This window comes from Cypionkella sp. PAMC25878 (assembly GCF_058135695.1).
In genome coordinates this window covers 2,062,619-2,086,159 of sequence record NZ_CM176871.1, presented here as the reverse complement: position 1 = coordinate 2,086,159, position 23,541 = coordinate 2,062,619, and the positions used below count along the sequence as shown (strand labels likewise).

Below are 23,541 nucleotides of genomic sequence, written 5' to 3'. Positions count from 1 at the left end.
CCCTCGTCAAAACCTCTCAACCGCGGTTGGCATTCCAGCCGCCGATGCCCTACGCTGTCCCCATCAAACGCTCCGTGCCGCGCCACGGCGGCCAGAAAACACGTATAGGATCAAACATATGGCTGATAAAATCCGCTGGGGAATTCTGGCAACCGGCTGGATCGCCGAGTTGTTCGTCACAGACCTGCACCTGACCGGTCATAGCGTCACCGCCGTAGGCTCGCGCACCGCCGCCAGCGCTGAACGCTTTGCGAAAGCCTTCAACATCCCCAAAGCCCACGCCAGCTACGAAGCCCTCGCCGCCGACCCGAATGTCGACATCATCTATATCGCCACCCCACACCCGCAGCATGTCGCGGCAGCCAAGCTGGCGCTGAATGCGGGCAAACATATTTTGGTCGAAAAACCCTTCACCATCAATGCCGCTGAGGCCATCGAGATCACCACCCTCGCCCGCGCCAAAGGCCTGTTGGTTCTGGAAGCGATGTGGACGCGCTTTCTGCCCCACATGCACCGCATCCGCGACATCATCGCCGCTGGCACGATTGGCGAGGTCCGCTCGATCACCGCCGACCATCGCCAAAAACTCTCCGATGACCCGAAACACCGCCTGAACGACCTCGCCCTCGGCGGCGGTGCGCTGCTCGATCTCGGCATCTACCCGATCTCCTTCACCTGGGACATCTTGGGCAAACCCGACACCATGCACGCCTCCGCCACCTTCCGCGCAACCGGGGCCGATGCGCAAGTGGCGACGATCTTCCACTATGCCTCGGGCGCCATCGCCACCACTTTGTCCTCCTCCGACAGCGCCGGCCCCAACCGCGCTTGCGTCGTAGGCTCCAAAGGCCGCATTGAGATCGACCGCGTCTGGTACGAACCCACCAGCTTCCGCGTCTACGCCAGTGACAACACCCTGCTAGAGACCTTCAACGCTCCCCGCATTGGCCGCGGCATGCAGTATCAAGCCGAGGAAGCCGAAGCGCTGATCGCCGCAGGCAAGATCGCAAGCGCCATCCTATCGCCTCAGGAAACCGTGCAGATCATGCAAACCCTCGACACCCTGCGCGCCCAGATCGGCCTGAAATACCCCAGCGAAGCCTGATCCTCGCGGTCCAAAACAAGAAAGGCCCCGAAACAAGAAAGGCGGTGACACCCCAGATGTCACCGCCCTTTCTTCGGGGAAAAACGCTTTGGTCGCAAAAGTTCCAACAAACGGCTTTGAGTATATCTTTTGATAGCCCGAGTCTCAGCGCCGCCGCATACCCAAATTGCGGTAGGCGCGCGAATAAACTGACCCTAGGGAACGCTGATTTCTCGGTGTCACCCCGCCACTTATTCCCCGCACAAGGAATTGCTCTTTTCGAAATACTCCCGTGCGGAGCACTCCGCCCGCACAACCCCATAACCATGTGCCGCCATCGGGGGCATCGAGCCCCCTCCTGCGGCTGCTGCCGCTGCAAGCTGCAAACCGCCCGCCCATCCGATCCCCGGCAGCGCCGTTCAAAGGGGCTCCATTCGGCGGGCAAACGCGCCCCCAGCGTCTTTGCTTTTCCGCCTCATACCTCTGCGGACGGCACCGCCTTCTCAGTACATCGCGCCGCACCAACAGCACACGCGCAAACAAGAAAGGCGGCGGCACCCCAGATGCCACCGCCCTTTCTTCGGGGAAAAAGTTTTTCGTCTTAAAGGTTCCAGCTAAGCGCTTCTGAACATACCCTTTGATAGCGCAAGCCCCACCCCGCCCGCATACCCAAATTGCGGTAAGGCCCACCAGATTCTCACCGCCTCGGCAAAAATCGCTCCAACACCTCGAACACCTGCGGCCATTCCTTGAAGAACAGCAACTGCCCGGTGTTCGGCATAAAGCGGATATCCAGATGGGTATATTCCGCCATCAACTCGCGGATGGTCTGCACCGGGGTCTGCGGGTCTTGATCGCCCTGCAACAACACCACCGGTGCCTGCACCCGCTTGACCAGATGCGACCAATCCTTTTCTGATCCGATACATTCGCGCGTGAACGCCTCCGACGCCAAAACCCGCTCGCCCAAACACACTTCCGACCCCGCCAGCATCGCCTCGCGAATCTCCGGGTCGGCAAAGGCCGCCATATCGGCAGGCGAGCCGCCATTCACCTGCGCGAAAAACTTCTCTTTGCCCAACCGCCGCGCCAAGGAAAACCCGGCCTTGACCAGAAATGGCAGGATTTTCGGCGCATAGCGGGCATTGGCGAGGATAAAGCGCTGCCACTTATCCATCCGCTCATATTGCGCCGCCGTGCGCAACGGCAACTGACAGGCGCAGCCCAAAATCCCCGTCACCATCTCGGGACGCTCCAAACTCAAACTCATCGCAAAACGCAAATCCGCGCCCAAAGCGATCACCGCCGCGCGCCGCACCCCCAGATGCTCCAGCACCGCGATGTAATCCGCCGTAACGCCTTCGAGATGCCCGACGCCTTTCGGATGCAACTCGGTGCGGCCATAGCCCGCCCGCACCGGCACGATCACCCGCATCCCACGCCGCCGTGCCGCACGTTCCGCACTGGCAGGCCAGCGGATCAGCCCGAAATCCAGATGCATGAACACGCAGGGCGCACCCGAGGGCTGGCCAAACTCGATCCACTCCAACCGCCGCCCATCCGGGCCCCGCATCTGCTGAAACGCCAACGCCTCCAGCGTCCCGGCTTTGGCGACAACCACCGCCCCTTCCGAGGGCAGCACCGCCACATCCATCAGCCCCAAGACCACCCGCACCAGCTCTGACTGGCTATGCGTCTCGGTCTTCGCCAAAATGGAGCGCACCTGCGTGCGCACCGTCTCGGCCGAGCGGCCCCGCGCCTCGGCAATATCCTTCACCGGCAGCCCCAGTGTGATCCCGCGCACGATCTCGACTTCCGCCGCTGTCAGCCCAAACGCCTCTTGCACCGTCAGCTCAAAACCCTCGGGCCAGACCAGTTCGGTGGACATCACCAGCGCAAGCGGCTTTGAGCCCGGGCTTTCCACCGGCCCCACCCGCACGATCACCGGACTACCGGTGCGATGGGACCGCATCCGCAAGGTGATCACCTTCGCGGCCTTGCCCGCCGCGACCGATGCAATCACCCCGCGCAACAGCGCAATATCCTCAACCTCAAACGGCAGGTCAGATAAACGCGCGCCCTCCTTCAACCCAAACGCCACCGCCGCAGGTCGATTATGCCCCGCCAGCACCGGCCCACCGTCACTCAGAAATGCCGCCGAGCGCGGAATATCCTCCAGCACCGAGCGGTAACCACCATCACCGCGCGTCGCCTCAAACCGATCGAGGAAAACCGAGGCCCGCGCCATATGCGCCTCAATCTCTGGGTCATCCAACTGCACCGGATCATGCCCCGGCCCGCTGCGCAAAGGCGCAATCCGGCCTTCCCAGACATCGAGCAGATCTTCCAGCCGGATCGGGTCAAGCGCAACCTCATAGAGCCGATCGACAATCTCGGCTCTATCCTCGCGCGAGGGCGTCTGCGCGGCGTCAGCTGGGGACTTCGGCTCGGACATCTGTCTGTGGTGGCGCAAGCCTGCCGTTACGGCAAGTAAAATCCTGTCGCCGCAGCGCAGCAAACGTCAGGAATCTTCCGAATTCCGCGAAGCCCGCCGCCGCCCCTTTCCGCCGCCGCGATCTTTGCCTAAGAATACTGCAAAATCGCCACCACAGGAGCCCGCCCATGATCACCCTCTACGGAGTTTACCGCTCCCGCGCCTCGCGCCCGTTGTGGCTGCTGACAGAACTCGGTCTGCCGTTTACCCATGTCCCGGTGATCCAAGGCTATCGGCTGGCAGACCCCAAAGCCGCAGACACGCCGCTGAACACCACCTCCGCCAGCTATCTCACGGTCAACCCGCAAGGCCAAATCCCCGCCTATACCGAAGACGGTCTGGTGCTGACCGAAAGCCTCGCCATCACCCTACATATCGCCCGCTGCCATGGCGGCACGCTCGGTCCGCAAAACAAAGCCGAAGCAGCGCTGATGGAGCAATGGTCGCTGTTCGCCGCCACCTCGGTGGAAACCCCGGCGCTGGAGATCCTCTATATCATCGGTGATGGCGGCGACAAAACCGCCGAGGGCCAAGCCAGCATCGCCGTCAATGCCGAGAAACTCCGCCGCCCGCTCTCCCGGCTGCAAGCGCATCTCACAGGCCATGACTGGCTGGTCGGTGACCGCTTCACCGCCGCCGATATCAACGTGGCCGAAGTCGTCCGCTACGCCCAAAGCCACCCCACGCTGCTGGGTGAATTCCCAGCCGTGAAAACATGGCTAGACCGCTGCCAATCCCGCCCCGCGTTCAAAGCGATGTGGGAAGCGCGTTCGGCAGAACCCGCGTAGCCCGTAGGCTGGGGTTTTACCCCACCATTCTCCTCGCCCCAATCCCACCACAGGGCGGCGCCTGACCGCCGGGTGGGCGCTGCAACATCTGTTCTAGGCGCTTTATGCCTCAACCAACTCCCCAGAAGTTCGGCGCGGGACGCTGCAATAGCGCCTGCCCGTGGGGGCGGTGAGGCGCTGCCCGGCGGCGCAAGCGCCTTGATTCCGGGCGGGGTGTGGTGCTTAGAGGGTTGTAAACAGACCAAGGGAATGATCGAAATGCGGCGCTCTCTACGATTTGGCAAGGCAATCTTCTCATTCGTGATCATGACGTTCAGTTCACAACGCTAACAGCCTCAAGTCGCATCATTGCAGCTTTCATCCATTCTGTCGGCAGTTTGCCCCGATTTGCCGCAATTAGCCCATTCACAAAAGCTGCTCCCCAATCAGATTGATGCGCAAACGCGCGATACTCCATGAATTCGGGCATTGAAGCTTCTCCCCCATTTTCCGGCGGTCGCTTAATCGGTTCTACCCGTCGCGCAACCGGGACATAGCACCCCATAAAAAAATCATCCTCAAAGCCGCCACTGATATCCAAACCGACATAAAGACCTCCAGTAAAAGTGAAGCCTGCATCATTTATCTTTGCATTGAACTCAGGTTGCCAGTCAGAGTCCCCTAAAATCATATCTACATAAAGGACTTTCACCTCAAAGGTTTGTATTATTTCTTCCCGCAATTTTCTTCTCCTTGTTTGTCGTCACAAAACTCACTGAATGTCGCCGTTGGTCGCCTTCAAGCATCTTCCGTAGGGCGGGCTTCACCCCCCGCCCTCAAACCTTAACAAACCCTTACCACCTCACCTCAACCCCTTGATCCTAAACCCATCTCTACCCTGTCCACACGTGGACACGCCCCAATCACACCGTCGGATCATCCACATAGTCCCGCCAATCATGCTGCTGCCGGAACCCCAAAACCTCCCGCACCTTCCGATTGGAAAGCAAACTCTCCCGCGCCCCAACCGGGCGGCTTAAAGGCACCTTCGGGAAGAACCGCGCCAGCAATTCCTGATTGCTCTGACAGACCGAATTGGTGTCATTGCAGGCATTGAAAACCTGAAACCCCAGCCCATCCTTCCGCAAAGCCAGATCGACAATCTGCCCCAGATCCCGCGCATCCATATAACTGAAGGTGATCCGCCGCCGCTGCCCCGGATCAACGAAAAACTCGGGAAACCGAGTCCGATATTCCTGCGGCTCGATCACATTGCCGATCCGCAACGCATAAATGTCATTGCCAAAGCGCCGCTGAAAACTCCGCGCCGTGGCTTCATTGACCTTCTTTGACATGCCGTAGCTGTCCATCGGATCAATATCGTAATCCTCCTCCAGCGGCAGCACTTTCGGATCGACAACTCCGTTGGAAAAACAAACCCCGTAGGTTGTCTCTGAACTGGCAATGATCACCTTCGGAATACCCAGCTTACAGGCCGCCTCCAGCACGTTATAAGTGCCCATCACATTGACGCGGTAGGTTTCATTCTCCGCCTGCAACATCAGCGCAGGCACCGCGGCAAAATGCACCACCGCATCAAACCGCGGCGCCGCCCCCGCGTCCAACTCCGCCCCATCCATATGCGCCGCCATCGCGTTGAACATCTGGCCCGAGTCACAAATATCCGCGTTCAAATCCGCCACTCCGGCAAGCCGCAACGCCATCCGATCCACGTTCAGCACTTTGTGCCCCTGCGCCGCCAGATAGGCCACCACATGCCGCCCCGCCTTGCCCGACCCGCCCGTAAACAATACCCGCATCTCAGCCCCCCGATGTTTCTCCACAGCCTACCCCCCGTATCGCAATCCAGCAACACCCCCACATCTTGCGCCCCTCCCCTCCGATCTGTGATAATCCCCCCCAAAGCCGCAAAACAAGAATCGAGCACGCATGGCCAACGACCTCCTCTCCGGCACGCCCGACACCTACGACGCTTCCTCGATCGAGGTGCTGGAGCCGCTAGAGGCCGTCCGCCTCCGCCCCGGCATGTATATCGGCGGCATTGATGAACGCGCCTACCACCACCTCGCCGCCGAGATCATCGACAACGCGATGGACGAGGCCGTCGCAGGCCACGCCAACCGCATTGAGGTCGAACTCCACGCCGACGGCTCGCTCACCGTGCGCGACAATGGCCGCGGCATCCCGGTCGATCCGCACCCGAAATTCCCCGACAAATCCGCGCTTGAGGTCATCCTCTGCACCCTGCATTCGGGCGGCAAATTCAACGGCAAAGCCTATGAGACCTCAGGTGGTTTGCACGGTGTTGGCTCCTCGGTGGTCAACGCCCTCTCCGATCACCTCTATGTCGAGGTCGCCCGCAACAAAGAACTCTACGCCCAAAGCTTCTCGCGCGGCACGCCCCTCGGCCCGATCGCCAAGATCGGCGCCGCCCCCAACCGCCGCGGCACCGCCTTCACCTTCCACCCAGATCCGCAAATCTTCGGCAGCCACCACTTCCGCCCTTCCCGTTTGCTTAGAATGGTTCGCTCCAAAGCCTACCTGTTCTCCGGTGTCGAAATCCGCTGGAAATCCGCCATCCCCGACGGCGACACGCCGCTAGAGGCCACCTTCCACTTCCCCGGCGGCCTCGCCGATTACCTGTCCGATACGCTGGAAAAAACCACCACCTACGCCGACCGCCCCTTCGCGGGCAAAGTCAGCTTCCAGGAAAAATTCCAAGTCCCCGGCTCGGTCGAATGGGCGATCAACTGGTCGCCGGTGCGCGACGGCTTCCTGCAATCTTACTGTAACACCGTCCCCACCCCCGAAGGCGGCACCCATGAATTCGGCTTCTGGTCCGCGATCCTGAAAGGCATCCGCGCCTACGGCGAGCTTACCAAAAACCGCAAAGCCGAACTCATCACCCGCGACGATATGCTCGCCGGGGGCTGCGCCTTAATCTCGGTTTTCATCCGTGAACCGCAATTCGTCGGCCAAACCAAAGACCGCTTGGCGACCGAAGAAGCCACCCGCTACGTCGAAAACGCCGTGCGCGACCATTTTGATAACTGGCTGGTGTCAGATTCAAAATCCGCAGGCGCGATCATGGATTTCCTGATCCTGCGCGCCGAAGAACGCCTGAAACGCAAGCAAGAGAAGGAGACCCAGCGCAAGACCGCCACTAAAAAGCTGCGCCTGCCGGGGAAACTGACCGATTGCTCATCCAAAACCCGGGACAATACCGAATTGTTCATCGTCGAAGGCGATAGCGCAGGCGGTTCCGCCAAAGGCGCGCGCGATCGTGAAACCCAAGCCATCATGCCGCTGAAGGGTAAAATCCTCAACGTGCTTGGTGCCGCTTCCGGCAAACTCAACGACAACTCCGAAATCCGCGACATTTGTGAGGCTTTGGGCGTGCAAATGGGCAGCCGCTTTAAAGTCGATGACCTGCGCTACGATAAAATCGTCATCATGACCGACGCTGACGTGGATGGCGCGCATATCGCCAGTCTGCTGATGACCTTTTTCTTCACCCAAATGCGCCCGCTGATCGACAAAGGCCATCTGTATCTGGCCTGCCCCCCCCTGTATCGCCTGACCCAAGGCGCGCGGCGGCTTTATGTGGCTGACGATGCCGAGAAAGAGCTTTGGCTGGCCAAGGGTTTGGGCGGTAAAGGCAAAATCGACGTGCAACGCTTCAAGGGCTTGGGCGAGATGGACGCCAAAGACCTGAAAGACACCACGATGAACCCCGCCACCCGCAAACTGATCCGCGTCACGATTGACGAGGATGCACCGGGCGAGACTGGCGATCTGGTCGAGCGTTTGATGGGCAAGAAGCCTGAATTGCGCTTCCAGTATATTCAGGAAAACGCACGGTTTGTGGAGGAGTTGGATGTGTGAGGGGATAAGCTGCACAACTCCACTCCAAATTGTTCAGGTGCTTTCTGCTTTGTTGACTCCAACAATAGCCCTAGTGGTTGCTTACGTTGCGTATCAACAATGGCAAACAAACCAAGCAACGTTGAGAGAAAAGCTGTTTGAAAAAAGATTCTCGATCTTTAGAGAAACTCACTTTTTGCTGACAAGATATTCGCAATCCGAACGACCAGATAGCAATCAAATTTATTCATTTTTAGATACGGCACAACGCGCGCGCTTTTTCTTTGGAAAGGAATTTCACGAAGACTTGTTTGAAATATTTGTCAAAGCACGGCGCCACGCCATAGTTGTCGGAAGATTGGACGGGTCGGACACCGATTCCTCGGCTTGGAACGAGCATTTTGACGAGATTGCGGAGATTGAAGAATATATGGATAGGCGTCTTGCTGGTCTTTTCGATTATTTTGGAAGGTTTATGGACTTCTCCAAACACGTTTAGAATATGTGGTTCCGCTCCATTAAGCAGATTCACACATCGCAGCTCTCACCCCCGACCTTTCACACTTCCTTAACCATCCCTCCCCTATCCTCACCCTTGCATTTCCCCTTAATGTATGCATATAAATGTGGGACTGGGATGAGCCAAAGCGCCAAGCCAACCTCGCCAAGCATGGCGTGGATTTTGCGGCCATAGCTGGCTTTGACTGGCTTTCGGCGGAAATCTGGATGGACGAACGCTTTGACTATGGCGAGGATCGCAAGGCTGCGCTCGGGATGGTTGGGGCGCGGTTGTATTTCATCGCTTACACCGAACGCGGCGCAACTCGGCGATTGATCAGCCTGCGCAAGGCGAATGAAAGGGAACGGCAAAGATGGAGCACGCCCGAAAAGTAAGGCCCTATGTGGCTCCGCTGACGCCCGAGGAAGATGCCGAGATCACCGCCGCCGCGCTGTCTGATCCTGACGCTCAACCTTTGACCGATGAAGAACTCGCAAAATTTCGCCCGATCTGGGCCTTCCCCGAACTGGTCGCCGATCTGCAAAAACACGGCTATCTCGGCCGCCCGCCCCTGCCGCCAGAGGAACGCAAGCAACGCGTCACGCTCTACCTCGACCCCGATGTGCTGGAAAGCCTGAAACAAGGTGGCAAAGGCTGGCAAACTCGCGCCAATGCGGCACTCCGCAAAGCGTTGGGTCTATAGGATGGGGCTCCACTCCACCACGCCCAAACCTTAAAAAACCCTTACCGACCCCCAGCTAACCCCTTGAAAAACCATAAACCAACTGCTTGTCCACGCGTGGACACACCCCTAAACCTACCCGCGCCGCAGCAGATAAATATCCATAATCCACCCATGCGCCGCCCGCGCCTTTTCCCGCAGGCTCACAATCCGCGCGCCCACCTCGGCCAGCTCTCCCTCGACAATCATCTCCTCCTTCATCCCCACATACCCCCCCCACCAGATACTCACCCCAGCAGGGTCCAGCGTCTGAAACGAACACTCCCCATCCAGCATCACCACCGCCGTATCAACGCCGCTGGGAAACCCCTCCTCCCGCAACCGCCGCCCCGTGGTCACGATAAACGGCGCCCCAATCTCATTCAAAGCCATCCCATGCGCCGCTGTGAGGGCATGAATTGACGTCACCCCCGGCACCACATGAACCCGCTCGCTCGGCACCAACCGCGCAGCAATCCTCAGCGTGGAATCATACAGGCTCGGATCACCCCAAACCAACAGAGCCACCCGCTCCGCCGCCCCAATCGCGGCCCGCCACACGTCCGCGATCCGGTCGTGCCAATCCTCAACCCGCGCCTTATAGTCCGCGATGGTTTCGTCCCGCACCGGCAGATCAAACTCCACGATCCGGGTCGCAGGGTTGGTCAGCACATCGCGGCAGATCGCGAGGCGCAATTCGGCCAGATCGGCTTTCCCCTCGCCCTTGCGGGGGATCAGGATCAGATCAGCAGCGTTGATCGCCTTGATGGCTTGCAGGGTCAGATGGTCGGGATTGCCCGTGCCGATCCCGATGAGGGTGAGGGTGAGATCAAACATGGCGCCTCCTAAAACTGCGCTATTTGCAGCAAAACGCGCGCCAACCGCAAGGATTGGCGCGCGTTGATTTTAGTCAACCTTACTGCGGGCGCGACCAGAGCCAACCCGACAGCGCGCCCAAAGCCGACCAGACGATCAGACCCACCCCCAGCGAGCGTGCCGCGAAGGTTGAGGCCAGTTCGGGCGGTGCAACGCCGGAATAGCTGTCCAATTCGGGCGCGCCGATCACATGCGGGACAGCCAGCAGAGCGACCGCGCCGATCACCGAAGCCACGCCCTTGCCGTAGCCCAGCAGGCCCAAAGCGGCAGCGGTGCAGATCGCGGTGCCAATCCACCAGATCTGACGCGCGGTAAGATCGGCGGCCATGGTGCCGGGGAGTTCAGGCTCCAGCCCCATCGCCGGGGCCAGTTGGAAGGCGGCGTAGCCCGCGATACCCCAGAGCAGGCCTTCGCGCAGGGTCACACGTTTGCCGAACACTTCTGCAAGGCCATAACCTGCGACCAGAACAAGGGCATAGCCGACAAACTCAAGGCCGTAGAACAGACTGGTCGAAGCATTGCGCGCGAATGCGCCGCCTTCCTCAGCGGCCTCGTGCTTGTGCTCATGGCCGTCAGCCTCGACAGCTTCGGGCGTAGCCGGAGCCGTTGCATCTGCCGCTGGCGCTTCGGGGGCGGCATGATCCTGGTCTTCCGCAGGTGCTGCCACACCGTTGAAATGCACCAATGCGCCGGTTTCATAGTCTTCGCCCAGAAGGATCAGCTTCTGCACGAATGCGAAATGCAGCAGGGCCGCAAGCAGGCCTGCTGCAAAACCAGCGAACACCGCGCTGGTCACCATACGTTGGATCATGCGTTCAGTGGCAGGGGAAGCCAGAAGCGTGACGCACATCATGTGCTGCGTCATGTAGGGTTTGCGAATGAGCAAAACCGGTCAGAAACACGGTCGAGGCGCCAATCATAGCAACAAAAAGCACTGACATCAGTGCGGTGGCTTTGCTGGAAGCGAGGGTCTTCGTGGTCATTTTACTCTCCATACCGTCACACCCGACGGTGTTTAGCGTTTCTTTGCACGGCCGGTCTCCTGGCTCGCGGGTCTTAGCGACCTTCCGCCTTCCCAGCTTGAGGCTTTTCAGCCGTCAGCCAGTGGCATTTCGGAAGGCCGCTCACCGCATACAGTCGCGGGGGCGGCTGAGGCTTGGGGTGCCGATTGGTCCACCCATTCCTCATTCTCGTTTCAGTTCAGACGCTTTGCGTTTTTAGAACACCATGCCCCTTCATCAGTCGCCTAAGCCCCGGTTTGGGTCAAGCGGAAATACGGCTTTTGAAGGCGCAACGCCGACACTTTGATGCGAATGGCCTAGCCGGGAATGCGCGCGATGGCCTTCGTGCGCAGATTTCCCAATACACGGGCATCGGCGAAATTGCCGTCTGGCGAGGCGGCATAGAGGCGGGCGAAATTTTCAAGCTCGAGCAGATCAGCGGCTGTGATGTCGCCAAACAGATAGGCGGTTTTACCATCCGCCCGAAAGGCGATGGTCTGATCGCGGGTGCAGCCGGACATACATTCGATTTCAAGCACTTCGACGTCGGTGGGCAGGGCTGCGCGCAAGGTGTTCGCAAAGCCCTCACGGCCCAACTGGCATAGGGTGCAGACGTAAAGCCTCATGCCGGGAACTCGGCCAAGGGGCCGTAGAAGATCAGCGCTGGATGCGGGCTTTGCGCGGTTTGCAGATGCGCGGCGAGGCTGGCGATGGTGTGGCGGGTGATTTGTTGATCGGGGGTTGAGACGGCTTCAGCCAGCAGCGCGGGCGTGTCAGCGGGCAGACCATGGGCGATCAAGCGGCTCGCCAGATCGGCGAAGGTGCGGCGGCCCATATAGACAACGGTGGTTGCCATCGGGTCGGCGAGGGCGGCCATATTGGTGCTTTCCGGCAAGCTTCCGGTCACATCCGCCCCGGTGATGAACTGCACGCGCCGCGCGGTGAGGCGGCGGGTCAACGGGATGCCAGCGGCGGCCGCGGCGGCAGAGGCAGAGGTGACACCGGGGATGATTTCGTAAGCAATGCCAGCAGCTTGCAGCGCGACGATTTCCTCCTCCAAACGCCCAAACATACCGCAATCGCCGGATTTCAGCCGCACGACGCGCTGGCCTGCCAAAGCGTGATCGACCAGCAGGCGGCTGACGTGATCTTGTTTCGGCGAGGGTCGCCCTGCCCTTTTGCCGACCGCGATCAGATCGGCTTGCGCGGCATGGCCAAGGATCGGGCCGGAAGACAGATCGTCAAACAGCACGACTTCGGCGGCGGCCAAGCGCTGCACGGCCTTGACCGTCAGCAGATCCGGGTCGCCGGGACCGGAGGATACGAAGGAAACAAAGCCAGTCATGTCGCCTCTGCGATCAAATGAAAGAAGGTGCCCGAGGATTGCCCGCCACCCGATTGGATGCGGAGCGAGCCGGTTTCAGGCACCATGGTATCGGTCGCATCGGTGACATGCGCAAGGGCCGCATCGGGCTGGGCAAGGATGGTGGCATAGTGAAACTCATGGCCGCGCAGGCGGGTATTGGCCGGATGGCCAGCCAGTGGTGCGTGTGTTTGGGCTAGGCGGTAGCCCAGATGCATCCGGCGTTTAGCAAAGCTGGTCTCTAGCCCCAGAAGCCCGGTCATTTTATGGCGCTCACCTTGCGCGTCGATCAGGCCCGCACCCATCGCCATATAGCCGCCGCACTCACCATGCACCGGTTTGGTCTGGGCGAAGGTTTGCAGGGATTGGCGGAAATACGCGTTGGCAGCGAGTTTTCCGGCATGAAGTTCGGGGTAGCCGCCGGGCAGCCAGCAGGTTTCAGCACTGGGATCAGGTGCTTCGTCAGCCAACGGCGAGAATGGCAGGATCGTGGCCCCCGCCGCGCGCCATCCGGCCAGAAGATGCGGATAGACGAAAGAAAACGCGGCATCGCGAGCCAAGGCGATGCGGTTGGCGGGCGGGATGATTTTCAGCGGTTGCGCGGGCGGCAGATGGCCACGGGCGGCGGCGCGCAGGGTGTCGAGGTTGAGGTGTTCGGCAATGAACGCCCCAGCTTCGGCCAACAGGGCTTGCAGATGCGGCTGTTCTTCGGCCTGCACGAGGCCCAAATGCCGCTCGGGCAGTGCGATTGAGGCGCGACGCGGCAGCGCGCCCAGCACCGGGATACCCGCCGCCTCCATCCCTGCGCGGACCAGGGCTTCGTGGCGCGGTGAGGCGACGCGGTTTAAGACGACCCCGGCGAAGGGCATCTCGGGGCGCATTTTGGCGAAACCGATGGCGACGGCAGCGGCGGATTGCGCTTGGCCCGAGACATCCAGCACCAGCACCACCGGCCACCCCATCATCACCGCGATATCGGCGCTAGCCCCAGAGCCGAATTCCCCCGGTTTGGCAACGCCATCGAACAGGCCCATCGAGCCTTCGGCGAGGATCAGATCGGCGTCTGCCGCTACCGAAGCCAGCCCTGCGATCCGCGTCGGGGTCATCGCCCAACTGTCCAGATTGACCGAAGCGCGGCCCGAGGCTGCGGCGTGAAAGGCGGGGTCGATGTAGTCGGGGCCGGATTTGAACGGCTGTACGTTAAGCCCCTGCGCCCGAAAGGCGGCGAGCAGACCCAGCATCAGCGTGGTCTTGCCGGTGCCCGAGGCGGGGGCGGAAATCAGGAGGCCGGGGGGATTCATTTGGCGTCCGGGAAGCGGGGTTCGGTGCCGACGGAGCGGAAGCGGCGGTCGTAATCCCCGGCGTAGAGGCGGCTTTCCTCGAAGCTTTCGGCGGCCAAAGCGGGGCCGACAAGGATCAGCGCCGTGCGCTCCATTTCCGCGCCAATGGCGGTTTGCAGAGTGGCAAGTGTCGCGCGGACGATACGCTCATCCGGCCAAGTTGCGCGCCAGACCACGGCGACGGGGCAATCGGGTCCGTAGTGCGGCGTCAGATCTGCGACAACCTTTTCAAGCACATGCACGGACAGATGGATGGCGAGGGTGGCCCCGGTGGCGGCGAAGGCGGGCAGATTCTCGCGGTCTGGCATCGCGGTGGCGCGGCCAGAGGTGCGGGTCAGAACCACCGATTGGGTCAGGCCCGGCAGGGTCAATTCGGTGGCTAAAGCTGCGGCGGCGGCGGCGAAGGAGGGCACACCGGGGGTCACGTCATAGGGGATATTCAGGGCGCGCAGGCGGCGGAGTTGTTCGCCCATCGCCGACCAGACCGACAGATCGCCTGAATGCAGGCGGGCGACATCTTGGCCTGCGGCATGGGCGGCGGCGAGTTCGGCTATGATCTCATCCAGCGACAAGGGGGCGGTGTTGATGATCTTGGCACCGGGCGGACAATGCGCCAGCAGCGCTTGCGGCACCAGCGATCCGGCATAAAGGCAGACTGGGCTGGAGGCGATCAGATCACGGCCACGCAGGGTGATCAGATCGGGCGCACCTGGGCCTGCGCCGATGAAATGGATGGTCATATGGGGCTCCTTTCGGCAAGGGCTGCGGTGGCCTTGCCGTCTTGGGATGTGACGCGGGGGCCTAAAAGCCGTGCGCCGGGGCCAGCGTCGGCAAGCGCTGCGGCTTCGGCAAGGCTGCCAGTGCCGTAGTGGGCTTGGACGCGGGCGGATTGGGTGAGGGTGGCTTGGTTTTGCAGGCTTTCCAAGGGAACTGCGTGCAGGGGCAGGGCCATTTCAGCGGCAAGGGCTTGGATGACAGGGGAGTCAGCTTTGTCCTCGGCGGTGGCGAGAGCCTGCGCCTTTTCGCCCCCTGCAGCGCGCAGAGCATCGCGCAGGCTGTCGATCCTGGCACCTTTGCGAAAGCCTATGCCTGCAACGATCATCTTGTGACGCTCCACTGCACGACCGGGCGGGTGGCATCCCAGCCACGCATCCGGCCTAAAGGGGCGGCCGTGGCTAGGTCAATGCGCAGAAGCGTGCCGCCGCGTTGAGCGTGTTGCTGTGCCAGCAGGCTTTCGGTTTCCAAGGTGACGCCATTGGCGACAATGCGGGCGCCTGCGGGCAGGATGTGCCAAAGTTGATCGTAAAGCGCCGCATTGCCACCGCCGCCGACAAAGACGGCATCAGGCAGCGGATGCCCGGAGAGGGTTTCGGCTGCCGGGCCTTCGATGCAGGCCAGCCGGTGGTCTATTCCGAAACTGGCGGCATTGGTGCGGATGTTGATGGCGCGGTCGGCACGGAGTTCAAACGACAGCGCGCGCCCCCCCGCCAAGCACCATTCGACCGAGATCGAGCCGGAGCCTGCGCCAATGTCCCACAGCAATTCACCTGCGCGGGGCGCGAGGGCAGAGAGCGTCAGCGCGCGCACCGGGCGTTTGGTGATCTGGCCGTCATGGGCGAACAGGGCGTCGTCGAGGCCAAAGGCACGCGATAGACCCTTGCCTGCAGTGATCTCGATGGCGACGGCGACCGGGGCAGTGATGTCGGTCAGCGCAATAGCGGCGGCGGTGGTCTGGCGGATGCGCTGATTGGGGCCGCCGAGGGATTCCAGAATGCTCAGCTTGGCGTCAAAGCCTTGTTCGATCAGCCATGCCGAAAGGGCTTGCGGCGCGTCGCCGTCGCGCAGCAGGCAGATCGCCCGCGCGCCTTTGGTCAGCGCGGGGCGCAGGCGGGCAAAGGGAGCGGCGTGCAGGCCGTGGCAGGTGATTTCCTCCATCTGCCAGCCGATTTGCGCAGCGGCAAGCTGGAAGGTCGAGGGCGCAGGGAAGGCTTGCCATTCGTCGCGGGAAAGCTGGGCGGTCAGGCTGCTGCCCGCGCCGAACCAGAACGGATCACCCGAGGCGAGCACGGCCACGTTTTGCCCCTTGTGGGCCAGAACGGGGGCCACCGAAAACGGGATCGGCCAAGCACGGCCCTTATCGCCTGCCGCCACTAAGGCCAAATGACGCGGGCCACCGAAGATGATTTCAGCCCGCGCCAAAGCTTCACGGCTTGCATCCGATAGGCCCGCCAAGCCATCCTCACCCAGACCGATGATCGCAACCCAAGGCTTACCCATGACTCGCATCCTTCTGCTGGGCGGCACCACCGAGGCCAGCCTGTTGGCGCGGGCCATGGCTGCTGCGGGGCAGGATGCGGTGTTCTCTTACGCCGGGCGCACCGATAGCCCGGTGGCGCAGCCCCTGCCGATGCGGGTCGGCGGCTTTGGCGGCGTGGCGGGGCTGGTGGACTATCTGCGCGCTGAACGGATTGGCGCCGTGATCGACGCCACGCACCCCTTTGCCGCGCAGATAAGCCGCAACGCGATGGAGGCTTGTGCGCAGGCTGGAGTGCCATTGCTGGGGCTGGAGCGCAAGCCTTGGGTGGCGGGGGTAGGCGACCGTTGGACTCATGTGGGTAGCATGGAGGCGGCTGTTGCAGCCCTGCCAGACGCCCCGGCGCGGGTTTTCTTGGCGATCGGCAAGCAGAATTTGGCTGGCTTCGCCGCCAAGCCGCACCACTATCTGCTGCGGCTGGTCGATGCGCCCGATACGCCGCCCTTGCCCGACTGCACCGTGGTTCTGGCGCGCGGGCCGTTTGAGGTAGAGGGCGATAAGGCGCTGCTGATGCAGCATAATATCAGCCATATCGTTGCCAAGAATGCAGGTGGCGCGGGGGCAGAGGCTAAGCTGATCGCCGCCCGCGCTTTGGGCCTTCCGGTGATCCTGATCGACCGCCCGGCCCTGCCCGCGCGGCGCATGGTGGGCTCGGTGGCCGAGGTGATGGCTTGGCTGTCTCATGCGGAACGCGGTGTGTAAACGAAGCGGCCAACCCGGCGGGTGGCGGAATTTCCGACGATCACAACCGTGCGCATATCGGCCATTTCGGGCGTGGCTTCGGCGAGGGTGACGGTCTGGATGCGTTCTTCCGGGGTGGACACTGCGCGAGCGAAGGTGATCAGGCGGTCGGGGCCACATTCCTCGCGCAGGATTTCTAAGGCGCGAGCGAATTGGTGCGGACGGCTGGCGGAGCGCGGGTTGTAGAAGCCCATCGCGAAATCGGCTTGGGCCGCGAGGCGGACGCGATGTTCGACGAGGGGCCATGGTTTGAGGTTATCGGAAAGGTTGATCGCGCAGAAATCGTGACCCAAGGGCGCGCCGGCATGGGCGGCGGCGGCAAGCATGGCGGTGATGCCGGGGAGGATGCGGATATCCAAATGGTGCAGGTCGGGTCGATTTTCCAACGCTTCAAACAAAGCCGAGGCCATTGCGAAGACGCCGGGATCGCCGGAGGAGACGATCACCACCTTTGCCCCCTCGGACGCAAGGCGCAGGGCATGATCGGCGCGGTCAATTTCAACCCGGTTGTCCGAGCCATGCAAGTTCAGGCCGGGGCGCGGGGCGATACGGGCGACATAGGGGAAATAACCGATCACATCGGTGGCCTCGGCCAAAGCGGCGCGGACCTCTGGCGTCACCATGTTTTCCGCGCCGGGGCCAAGGCCCGCGACTGCCAGCCAACCGCTCATTCGACACCGCCAATTTCCGGGCGGCGGCCTTGGCCGTGGACCAGCACGATGGCGAAATACGGGCAATCGGTGACATCGACTTCGGACAGCCGGGCGATGCGTTGGGTCGGCATGGTGCCGCGTTCAACCAGCCATGCATCGTTCAGCCGCCCGGCGTGCTCCAACGCGGCGCGCACTTTCGGCAGATTGCGGCCAGTTTTCATAATCACCATCGCGTCAGAGCGCTGCATATGGGTGATCAGATCGGCCTCGGGCAGCGTCGCCATCAACACCGACAACACATCATCGCCCCAAGTAAAGGGGGTGCCAACGGCGTTCCAGCAGCCTGTCATACCCGTGATGCCAGGGATCACCTCGACCTCGGCGCGGCCTTGCAAGCGGGTGTGCAGGTGCATGAAAGAGCCGTAGAAGAACGGATCGCCTTCGCAGAGCACGATCACATCGGCGGTCGTCGCGACCTGTGCCAAACAGTTGGCCCAATCATCATAAAACTGCGCCAAAGCATCGTTATACTCCGGGCTGTCGAACGGCATTTCCGTGGTGACAGGGTATTCCATCGCATATTCGACAACACCCGATGCCAGCATCCCCTGCACGATCTGCCGCGCTTGGCCTGCCCGCCCCGCCTTGCGGAAATAGGCGACATGCGCTGCCGCCCGGATCAATCGGTCAGATTTCACCGATATCAGATCGGGGTCGCCGGGGCCAAGGCCTGTGCAGATGATCTTGCCCATTCACTCCACCCGGCTTGCAAGCGCGTTGATCGCGGCCACGGTGATCGCCGAGCCGCCCAGCCGTCCGCGCACGATCAGCGACGGCACCGGAAGCACCTCCATCAATGCCGCTTTCGATTCCGCCGCCCCGATGAAACCGACCGGGCAGCCGATGATCGCGGCAGGGCGCGGGCAAGCGGGGTCTTCCAGCATGTTCAGAAGGTGGAACAGGGCAGTGGGGGCATTGCCGATGGCAACAACGGCCCCAGCGAGGTGGGGACGCCAAAGCTCCAAGGCGGCGGCGGAGCGGGTATTGGCCATTTCCTTCGCCAAAGCGATCACCGCAGGGTCATGCAGCGTGCAAATCACCTGATTGCCCGCAGGCATCCGGCCCCTTGTGACGCCTTCGGACACCATCCGCGCATCACATAGGATCGGCGCACCTGCTTCCAGCGCAGCCCGCGCCGCAATCGCCATGCCTTGGGAAAATTCGATATGCGCCTCAAGCCCAACCATTCCGGCGGCATGGATCATCCGCACCGCGACGATTTCTTCTTCGGGCGTAAATCGGGCGAGATCGGCCTCGGCGCGGATCATCGCGAAGGAACGGCGGTAAATCTCGGCGCCATCGGTGATGTAGCTGTGCGGCATCAGGGGAACTCGTTCAGGATATTGGTTTCGGTGAGGTCATCGGCGGATAGCCCTTCGCGCAGCGGAGTGCCAGAGGCGGTGCCGTTGCGGATCAGGGAGAAGCCTGTGGGGGTGGCCGTCAGGGTCAGGGGCGCTGCGGTCGGGTGGGCACAGCCTTTGGCGCAGCCAGAGACATGCAGGGTTTCGATGAGTTTAGGGGCCAAAGCGCGGGCGAGCGGGCGGGTGGCGGCATGGGCTTGCAGGCAACCGGGGGCACCGGTACAGGCGATCACCCGCAACATCGGATCATCGGCGCGGGTGATCAGACCGGGGATTTGCGGGGCCTCGGTCAGCCCTTCGATCAGCAGCATCCGCCAAGGTGTGACGCGTAGAGGGCCTAGGTCGCCAAGCTGGGCGAGGGTTTCGGCCTGCATCTGGCCAAACTCAAAGCCGACCAGTTGGCCTTGCGCGAATGCCCCCGGTTTGGGAGGCGGGGCGTTCCCAAGCATTGCATCGCTGCCTTCCCTAAACCGCAGGGGCAGGCGATCATGCCGGGTATTTCGAGGTTCATTTTGCCAAAGCCGAACCATTCTTCCGCGCCCGCCTTCGACCCCGCCACTGTCCACAAACCAGCGCGCCAATTCTAGTGCGGCGGTTGCCGCTGCTTCTGGAGTATCGACCATTGCGCCAGTGACGAAGCTTTCGCCGCGCACCAACCAGCCAGACAGGTGCCACTCGATGCGAATATCAACGGGGGCTGTTCGGATGGTGGAAGACTTGGCAAGATCAATCGAAAAACCAAACTTGCCCGGCAAACTGGGCGCATCTTGAGCGCTAAGTGCTTGGGCCAACGCCGCAGCGATCTCTTGCGAGCCATCCCCCTCCGTCCAAAACGGCGAGACGATAATGTTGCGGCGGGCCTCATCGGTCGCATCGGTGTCGATCAAATCGAGCCCGCGCAGGCCGTCGATCAGGGCGGGATGGCTGGCTTCGGTGACGCCGCGCAGTTGCAGGTTGGCGCGGTTGGACAGATCAATCAGCCCGTTGCCGTGAAGCGCTGCAAGCTGGGCAATGCCGCGCGCTTGATCGGGGGTTAGACGGCCCGCACGGGGGCGGACACGGACGACCAAGCCATCGCCGGATTGCATCGGGCGCAAGGCTCCGGGGCACCAACCTTGGATGACGGGCGTGCTCATTCCCCTGCCCCCATCATGGCCGCGATGGAATTGCGGCGCGTGATCCACAGGCCTGCATCCTGCAACGCCTGAAACCGCGCACGCAGCGCGGCGAGGGCAGCAGGGTTTTCCGCTGCCATAAAGGCCACCAGATCGGCACGGCCCAAAGTGGCTTCGTGATACAAATCAAAGAGATGCGCGGGCACGCTGCGGGTCAGATGCGCGTAGGCGGCAAGGTTGTCCAGCGTCGCCGTGACCTCTGCCGCCCCCCGGAAGCCATGCCGCATCATGCCGCTCGCCCAATCTGGATTGGCGGCGCGGGCGCGCACCACGCGACCGATTTCCTCGGCGACAAGCCGGGCTTTCGGGGCATCGGGGCGGGTGGCGTCGATGTGGTAAAGCGCAGGCTCGGCGGCTCCGATCGCGGCCATGGCGGCGGCGAAACCGCCCTCATGGGCGGCATAATCGGGGGCCAGAAGGATGTCGGTTTCCACCAGATCCTGCACATGGGCATAACCGTCAGCGGCCCGCAGGCGGTCTTCCAAAGCGGCCCGGTTGTGCTGGGTTTGGCCTTTGGCATCAACGGTCCAATCCGAGCCTGACAGCCAAGCCTCACCTGCCGCAGCACGTCCTTCGGGGGTGTAATCCTCTAACGCAGGCTCCATCCCCATACCGTAAAGCCCCGGTTTCGGGCCGAACACACGGGGACCAGCGGTGATGTAGGGGTTCATGTCGGCGGCTTCGTCGCGTTGTGACAAAGCTGCGGCCCCGGCGTCGAATAGTTGGGACAACCCGCCGAACACGTCACGGAACAGGCCGGACACGCGCAAAGTCACGTCGATGCGAGGGCGATCCAGCAGCGCGAGGGGCAGGATTTCAAAGCCGGACACCCGTTCTGATCCGTCATCCCATTTCGGCGCAAGCCCCGCGAGATGCATCGCCATCGCCAGTTCTTCCCCGGCTGTGCGCATGGTGGCCGATCCCCAAAGGTCGATCACCAGCCCCTTCGGCCAGTCACCCTTGTCTTGCAGATGGCGGCGCAGCAGTTCTTCGGCCAGCTTGACGCCTTGGGCATGGGCGGCGCGCGAAGGCACAGCGCGGGGGTCCACAGAATAAAGGTTGCGGCCTGTAGGCAGCACATCGCTGCGGCCCCGCCATGGGCTGCCCGCGGGCCCAGCGTTGACGCGCTTGCCTGCAAGCGCGGTCAGCAGACCCTCGGTTTCCCCGGGGGCTTGGCCATAGACATGCAGGCCGTCGCCGAACTGGCTTTCTTTGATATCGCATACGAACCGATCAATACGCGTGATCGCCTCGGCGGGACTGGCGGTTTGGTCCAGGCCAAGGTCAGCCTCAACCCCCGAGGCTTGTGCCTCATCCCGAATGGTAGCGATCAGGCGGTTGCGGCGGGACGGGTCTAGGCCGTCGGCGGTGGAGTATTCGTCGAGCAGGCGTTCAAGGCGCAGCAGGTTCTCGGGGGTGGCACTTTGCGCCAAAGGCGGTGGGACATGGCCTAACGTGACAGCCCCGATACGGCGCTTGGCTGCCGCGGCCTCGCCGGGGTCGTTGACGATGAACGGATAGACCACGGGCAGCGGTCCGGTCAGGGCTTCGGGCCAGCACTCGGTGGACAGGGCCACCGATTTCCCCGGCAGCCATTCCAGCGTGCCATGTGCGCCGATGTGGATCAGGGCGTGTAGGTTTTGCGCGCGCAGCCAGAGGTAAAAGGCGACATAGGCGTGACGCGGGGTGCGGGATAGGTCGTGGTAGTCGGTTTCGCGGCTGGTCACGGTGCCGCGTTCGGGTTGCAGGGCGATCAGGGCTTGGCCTGCAAGGGTGGCGGCGAAGTGGAAGTGGCCGTTGTGGGCGGCGGGGTCGGATTCAGGTGCGCCCCATGCCGCGCCGAGAGCGGCTTGGAGGGGTTCTGGCAGGCTGGTGAGGGCGGTTTTGTAGGCGTCGAGCGGCCATGTCAGGGTTTCGGTGGTCAGGGCTTGGGCGAGGTTTTCGGCGGGCTGAACTGCGTAGCCTGCGGCGGCTAGGGCCGTGGTCAGGGCCTCGGTGCTGGCGAGGGCATCAAGGCCAACGGCATGGGCAATCTGGTCGGGACGGCCGGGATAGGTGGACAGGATCACTGCCAGTTTGCGCTGCGGCGCAGGCGTGGTGGCAAGGTGTTGCCAGCCGAGGATGCGGTCCACCACGGCATTGATGCGCATAGGATCGGCGCGGTGGGCGAAGCGCGAGAATTGCAGATCGGGGTCGCGTTTTCCCGGCGATTTGAAGCTGACCACGCCCACAAAGATGCGGCCATCGACTTCGGGCAGGACAACGTGCATGGCGAGGTCGGCGGGGGAGAGGCCACGCTCGGAAGCGCTCCAGTCGCGCTTGCGGGCGGTGGAGAGGGCGACTTGGAAGACGGGGCAGCCAGTTGCGTCTAGGGGGGTGGTGCCGTCACTGCCACGGGCGGAGAAGGCGGTGGCGTTGACGATGGCGGCGGGGTTCAGATGGGCTAGGGCGGCGCGCAGGAAAGCGTCGGCTCCGGTGGCTTTCAGCGAAGGGGCGAACAGGCCGTAGGCTACAAAGCCACGCACACGGAAGGCGCGGATCAGGGCATCGACGGGGTCGGTGTCGGCGGCGGTGACGTAGCTGCGGTAGAAGGTGATGGCGATGGCATGGCCTGTAGCAGCGGGCTGAGGGATCACGCCAAGATCGGGGTCATACCAGCCGCAATCGGGGACGGTTTTGTCACCCATCACTGGGCCTGCGTAGAGGCCAGCGGCAAGGGCAAGCTGTGCCAAAGCGGCTTGGGCGGCGACCGCGCCTCCGGCATCGCACAGGGCCGAGAGGCGGCGCAGGGTGCTGATGGGCAGGGTGGAATGGGCGTCGAGCGTCTTATCCTCACGGCCATCGGCGGGCAGGACGGCCAAGGCGATGCCCTGACGACGGGCGAGGTCTTGCAACTGCATCAACCCGTAGGGCCAGTAATTCTCGCCGCCAATCAGCCGGACGAGGATGCCTTTGACGCCCGGCAGGGTTTGCTGGACGTAGGTATCGACCGACATTGGGTGCTGTAGGGCGACCAAATTGGCGAGGCGCAGAGTGGGCAGCTTGGTACCCGCTCCGCTTTGTGCCGCACGATGCCAGCCCGCCGCGAAAGCCCCTAGGTCACTGTCGGAAAACGACAAAACCACCAGTTCGGCCGGGGTCTGACCCAGATCGAACGGGGTTTGTGTATCCTCCAGCCCATGGCTTTCGCGGAAGACGACATGCATG

24 protein-coding genes and 1 riboswitch are annotated in these 23,541 nt (G+C 62.3%); of the genes, 7 read left to right on the top strand and 17 right to left on the bottom strand.

The window, feature by feature from the left end:
* Positions 1 to 118 precede the first annotated feature (118 nt).
* Positions 119 to 1,105, top strand: coding sequence for a Gfo/Idh/MocA family protein (locus ACS5RD_RS10065; RefSeq protein WP_489931076.1), 987 nt, complete (start codon positions 119 to 121; stop codon positions 1,103 to 1,105).
* A gap of 676 nt (positions 1,106 to 1,781) precedes the next feature.
* Here ACS5RD_RS10065 and ACS5RD_RS10060 read toward each other — a convergent pair.
* Positions 1,782 to 3,539, bottom strand: coding sequence for a bifunctional helix-turn-helix transcriptional regulator/alpha/beta hydrolase (locus tag ACS5RD_RS10060; RefSeq protein WP_489931075.1), 1,758 nt, complete (start codon positions 3,537 to 3,539; stop codon positions 1,782 to 1,784).
* A 167-nt stretch (positions 3,540 to 3,706) separates the two neighbouring features.
* Between ACS5RD_RS10060 and ACS5RD_RS10055 the strand changes: the two genes are divergently transcribed.
* Positions 3,707 to 4,366, top strand: a complete 660-nt coding sequence (locus ACS5RD_RS10055) for a glutathione S-transferase family protein (protein ID WP_489931074.1) — start codon at positions 3,707 to 3,709, stop codon at positions 4,364 to 4,366.
* A 313-nt stretch (positions 4,367 to 4,679) separates the two neighbouring features.
* On the opposite strand, the gene ACS5RD_RS10050 is transcribed toward ACS5RD_RS10055, so the two are convergent.
* Both ACS5RD_RS10050 and ACS5RD_RS10045 read right to left on the bottom strand, forming a co-directional pair.
* A complete protein-coding gene (locus tag ACS5RD_RS10050) occupies positions 4,680 to 5,087 on the bottom strand; it encodes a hypothetical protein (protein ID WP_489931073.1) in 408 nt (135 codons plus the stop codon).
* Positions 5,088 to 5,268: 181 nt separating this feature from the next.
* Positions 5,269 to 6,165 carry an NAD-dependent epimerase/dehydratase family protein gene (locus tag ACS5RD_RS10045; RefSeq protein WP_489931072.1) on the bottom strand — a complete coding sequence of 299 codons (897 nt, stop codon included), beginning with the start codon at positions 6,163 to 6,165 and terminating at the stop codon, positions 5,269 to 5,271.
* 130 nt (positions 6,166 to 6,295) lie between these two features.
* On the opposite strand from ACS5RD_RS10045, the gene parE reads away from it, so the two are divergent.
* From parE to ACS5RD_RS10025, 4 genes are all read left to right on the top strand, one after another.
* The gene (parE, locus tag ACS5RD_RS10040) at positions 6,296 to 8,251 is read left to right on the top strand and encodes a DNA topoisomerase IV subunit B (RefSeq protein WP_489931071.1); all 1,956 of its coding nucleotides are present in this window, start codon (positions 6,296 to 6,298) and stop codon (positions 8,249 to 8,251) included.
* Positions 8,244 to 8,729, top strand: a complete 486-nt coding sequence (locus ACS5RD_RS10035) for a hypothetical protein (RefSeq protein ID WP_489931070.1) — start codon at positions 8,244 to 8,246, stop codon at positions 8,727 to 8,729. Before parE ends, ACS5RD_RS10035 begins: the two co-directional genes overlap by 8 nt.
* 125 nt (positions 8,730 to 8,854) lie before the next feature.
* Positions 8,855 to 9,124: a BrnT family toxin gene (locus tag ACS5RD_RS10030; protein ID WP_489931069.1), complete on the top strand. Its 270-nt coding sequence runs from the start codon at positions 8,855 to 8,857 to the stop codon at positions 9,122 to 9,124.
* Complete coding sequence (locus ACS5RD_RS10025) at positions 9,103 to 9,432, top strand: BrnA antitoxin family protein (protein WP_489931068.1); 330 nt, start codon at positions 9,103 to 9,105, stop codon at positions 9,430 to 9,432. The genes ACS5RD_RS10030 and ACS5RD_RS10025 overlap by 22 nt, the downstream gene beginning before the upstream one ends.
* Before the next feature lie 114 nt (positions 9,433 to 9,546).
* Here ACS5RD_RS10025 and cobF read toward each other — a convergent pair whose 3' ends face one another.
* From cobF to cbiE, 9 genes are all read right to left on the bottom strand, one after another.
* A complete protein-coding gene (cobF, locus tag ACS5RD_RS10020; protein ID WP_489931067.1) occupies positions 9,547 to 10,287 on the bottom strand; it encodes a precorrin-6A synthase (deacetylating) in 741 nt (246 codons plus the stop codon).
* A 79-nt stretch (positions 10,288 to 10,366) separates the two neighbouring features.
* Positions 10,367 to 11,137, bottom strand: a complete 771-nt coding sequence (locus ACS5RD_RS10015; protein ID WP_489931066.1) for a CbtA family protein — start codon at positions 11,135 to 11,137, stop codon at positions 10,367 to 10,369.
* 4 nt (positions 11,138 to 11,141) lie between these two features.
* Positions 11,142 to 11,309: a CbtB domain-containing protein gene (locus tag ACS5RD_RS10010; protein WP_489931065.1), complete on the bottom strand. Its 168-nt coding sequence runs from the start codon at positions 11,307 to 11,309 to the stop codon at positions 11,142 to 11,144.
* Between the two features lie 32 nt (positions 11,310 to 11,341).
* Positions 11,342 to 11,571, bottom strand: a riboswitch (cobalamin riboswitch).
* Between the two features lie 73 nt (positions 11,572 to 11,644).
* Positions 11,645 to 11,953 (bottom strand): DUF1636 family protein, encoded by a 309-nt coding sequence (locus tag ACS5RD_RS10005; protein WP_489931064.1) that lies wholly within the window; start codon positions 11,951 to 11,953, stop codon positions 11,645 to 11,647.
* The gene (gene cobA / locus ACS5RD_RS10000) at positions 11,950 to 12,672 is read right to left on the bottom strand and encodes a uroporphyrinogen-III C-methyltransferase (RefSeq protein WP_054007250.1); all 723 of its coding nucleotides are present in this window, start codon (positions 12,670 to 12,672) and stop codon (positions 11,950 to 11,952) included. The genes ACS5RD_RS10005 and cobA overlap by 4 nt, the downstream gene beginning before the upstream one ends.
* A complete protein-coding gene (locus ACS5RD_RS09995; RefSeq protein ID WP_489931063.1) occupies positions 12,669 to 13,991 on the bottom strand; it encodes a cobyrinic acid a,c-diamide synthase CobB in 1,323 nt (440 codons plus the stop codon). Before ACS5RD_RS09995 ends, cobA begins: the two co-directional genes overlap by 4 nt.
* Entirely contained in the window at positions 13,988 to 14,770 is a 783-nt protein-coding gene (gene cobM, locus ACS5RD_RS09990; RefSeq protein ID WP_489931062.1) for a precorrin-4 C(11)-methyltransferase, read from the bottom strand. Before cobM ends, ACS5RD_RS09995 begins: the two co-directional genes overlap by 4 nt.
* Entirely contained in the window at positions 14,767 to 15,132 is a 366-nt protein-coding gene (locus ACS5RD_RS09985; RefSeq protein ID WP_489931061.1) for a cobalamin biosynthesis protein, read from the bottom strand. Before ACS5RD_RS09985 ends, cobM begins: the two co-directional genes overlap by 4 nt.
* Positions 15,129 to 16,307, bottom strand: coding sequence for a precorrin-6y C5,15-methyltransferase (decarboxylating) subunit CbiE (cbiE, locus tag ACS5RD_RS09980; RefSeq protein WP_489931060.1), 1,179 nt, complete (start codon positions 16,305 to 16,307; stop codon positions 15,129 to 15,131). Before cbiE ends, ACS5RD_RS09985 begins: the two co-directional genes overlap by 4 nt.
* On the opposite strand from cbiE, the gene ACS5RD_RS09975 reads away from it, so the two are divergent.
* Positions 16,306 to 17,046, top strand: coding sequence for a cobalt-precorrin-6A reductase (locus ACS5RD_RS09975; protein ID WP_489931059.1), 741 nt, complete (start codon positions 16,306 to 16,308; stop codon positions 17,044 to 17,046). The genes cbiE and ACS5RD_RS09975 overlap by 2 nt on opposite strands.
* On the opposite strand, the gene cobJ is transcribed toward ACS5RD_RS09975, so the two are convergent.
* Genes cobJ through cobN form a run of 5 tightly spaced genes read right to left on the bottom strand, consistent with a single transcriptional unit; the run spans position 17,025 to position 23,540 of the window.
* On the bottom strand, positions 17,025 to 17,756 hold the full coding sequence (gene cobJ / locus ACS5RD_RS09970; protein WP_489931058.1) for a precorrin-3B C(17)-methyltransferase: 732 nt from the start codon (positions 17,754 to 17,756) through the stop codon (positions 17,025 to 17,027). The genes ACS5RD_RS09975 and cobJ overlap by 22 nt on opposite strands.
* Entirely contained in the window at positions 17,753 to 18,490 is a 738-nt protein-coding gene (locus ACS5RD_RS09965) for a precorrin-2 C(20)-methyltransferase (RefSeq protein WP_489931057.1), read from the bottom strand. The genes cobJ and ACS5RD_RS09965 overlap by 4 nt, the downstream gene beginning before the upstream one ends.
* Entirely contained in the window at positions 18,491 to 19,120 is a 630-nt protein-coding gene (locus ACS5RD_RS09960; protein ID WP_054007258.1) for a precorrin-8X methylmutase, read from the bottom strand.
* Entirely contained in the window at positions 19,120 to 20,295 is a 1,176-nt protein-coding gene (gene cobG / locus ACS5RD_RS09955; protein ID WP_489931056.1) for a precorrin-3B synthase, read from the bottom strand. The genes ACS5RD_RS09960 and cobG overlap by 1 nt, the downstream gene beginning before the upstream one ends.
* Complete coding sequence (cobN, locus tag ACS5RD_RS09950; protein WP_489931055.1) at positions 20,292 to 23,540, bottom strand: cobaltochelatase subunit CobN; 3,249 nt, start codon at positions 23,538 to 23,540, stop codon at positions 20,292 to 20,294. Before cobN ends, cobG begins: the two co-directional genes overlap by 4 nt.
* Between the last annotated feature and the right edge of the window lies 1 nt (position 23,541).

What these genes read in the sequence shown, in the direction of transcription:
- ACS5RD_RS10060 (WP_489931075.1), bottom strand. Translation starts at nt 3,539, where the DNA reads ATGTCCGAGCCGAAGTCCCCAGCTGACGCCGCGCAGACGCCCTCGCGC.
- ACS5RD_RS10035 (WP_489931070.1), top strand. Translation starts at nt 8,244, where the DNA reads ATGTGTGAGGGGATAAGCTGCACAACTCCACTCCAAATTGTTCAGGTG.
- ACS5RD_RS10010 (WP_489931065.1), bottom strand. Translation starts at nt 11,309, where the DNA reads ATGACCACGAAGACCCTCGCTTCCAGCAAAGCCACCGCACTGATGTCA.
- cobN (WP_489931055.1), bottom strand. Translation starts at nt 23,540, where the DNA reads ATGCATGTCGTCTTCCGCGAAAGCCATGGGCTGGAGGATACACAAACC.
- ACS5RD_RS10065 (WP_489931076.1), top strand. Translation starts at nt 119, where the DNA reads ATGGCTGATAAAATCCGCTGGGGAATTCTGGCAACCGGCTGGATCGCC.
- parE (WP_489931071.1), top strand. Translation starts at nt 6,296, where the DNA reads ATGGCCAACGACCTCCTCTCCGGCACGCCCGACACCTACGACGCTTCC.
- cobA (WP_054007250.1), bottom strand. Translation starts at nt 12,672, where the DNA reads ATGACTGGCTTTGTTTCCTTCGTATCCTCCGGTCCCGGCGACCCGGAT.
- ACS5RD_RS10045 (WP_489931072.1), bottom strand. Translation starts at nt 6,165, where the DNA reads ATGCGGGTATTGTTTACGGGCGGGTCGGGCAAGGCGGGGCGGCATGTG.
- cbiE (WP_489931060.1), bottom strand. Translation starts at nt 16,307, where the DNA reads ATGGGTAAGCCTTGGGTTGCGATCATCGGTCTGGGTGAGGATGGCTTG.
- cobJ (WP_489931058.1), bottom strand. Translation starts at nt 17,756, where the DNA reads ATGAGCGGTTGGCTGGCAGTCGCGGGCCTTGGCCCCGGCGCGGAAAAC.
- ACS5RD_RS10030 (WP_489931069.1), top strand. Translation starts at nt 8,855, where the DNA reads ATGTGGGACTGGGATGAGCCAAAGCGCCAAGCCAACCTCGCCAAGCAT.
- cobF (WP_489931067.1), bottom strand. Translation starts at nt 10,287, where the DNA reads ATGTTTGATCTCACCCTCACCCTCATCGGGATCGGCACGGGCAATCCC.
- ACS5RD_RS10025 (WP_489931068.1), top strand. Translation starts at nt 9,103, where the DNA reads ATGGAGCACGCCCGAAAAGTAAGGCCCTATGTGGCTCCGCTGACGCCC.
- ACS5RD_RS09985 (WP_489931061.1), bottom strand. Translation starts at nt 15,132, where the DNA reads ATGATCGTTGCAGGCATAGGCTTTCGCAAAGGTGCCAGGATCGACAGC.
- ACS5RD_RS10015 (WP_489931066.1), bottom strand. Translation starts at nt 11,137, where the DNA reads ATGATCCAACGTATGGTGACCAGCGCGGTGTTCGCTGGTTTTGCAGCA.
- cobG (WP_489931056.1), bottom strand. Translation starts at nt 20,295, where the DNA reads ATGAGCACGCCCGTCATCCAAGGTTGGTGCCCCGGAGCCTTGCGCCCG.
- ACS5RD_RS09975 (WP_489931059.1), top strand. Translation starts at nt 16,306, where the DNA reads ATGACTCGCATCCTTCTGCTGGGCGGCACCACCGAGGCCAGCCTGTTG.
- ACS5RD_RS09995 (WP_489931063.1), bottom strand. Translation starts at nt 13,991, where the DNA reads ATGAATCCCCCCGGCCTCCTGATTTCCGCCCCCGCCTCGGGCACCGGC.
- ACS5RD_RS09960 (WP_054007258.1), bottom strand. Translation starts at nt 19,120, where the DNA reads ATGCCGCACAGCTACATCACCGATGGCGCCGAGATTTACCGCCGTTCC.
- ACS5RD_RS10005 (WP_489931064.1), bottom strand. Translation starts at nt 11,953, where the DNA reads ATGAGGCTTTACGTCTGCACCCTATGCCAGTTGGGCCGTGAGGGCTTT.
- cobM (WP_489931062.1), bottom strand. Translation starts at nt 14,770, where the DNA reads ATGACCATCCATTTCATCGGCGCAGGCCCAGGTGCGCCCGATCTGATC.
- ACS5RD_RS10055 (WP_489931074.1), top strand. Translation starts at nt 3,707, where the DNA reads ATGATCACCCTCTACGGAGTTTACCGCTCCCGCGCCTCGCGCCCGTTG.
- ACS5RD_RS09965 (WP_489931057.1), bottom strand. Translation starts at nt 18,490, where the DNA reads ATGGGCAAGATCATCTGCACAGGCCTTGGCCCCGGCGACCCCGATCTG.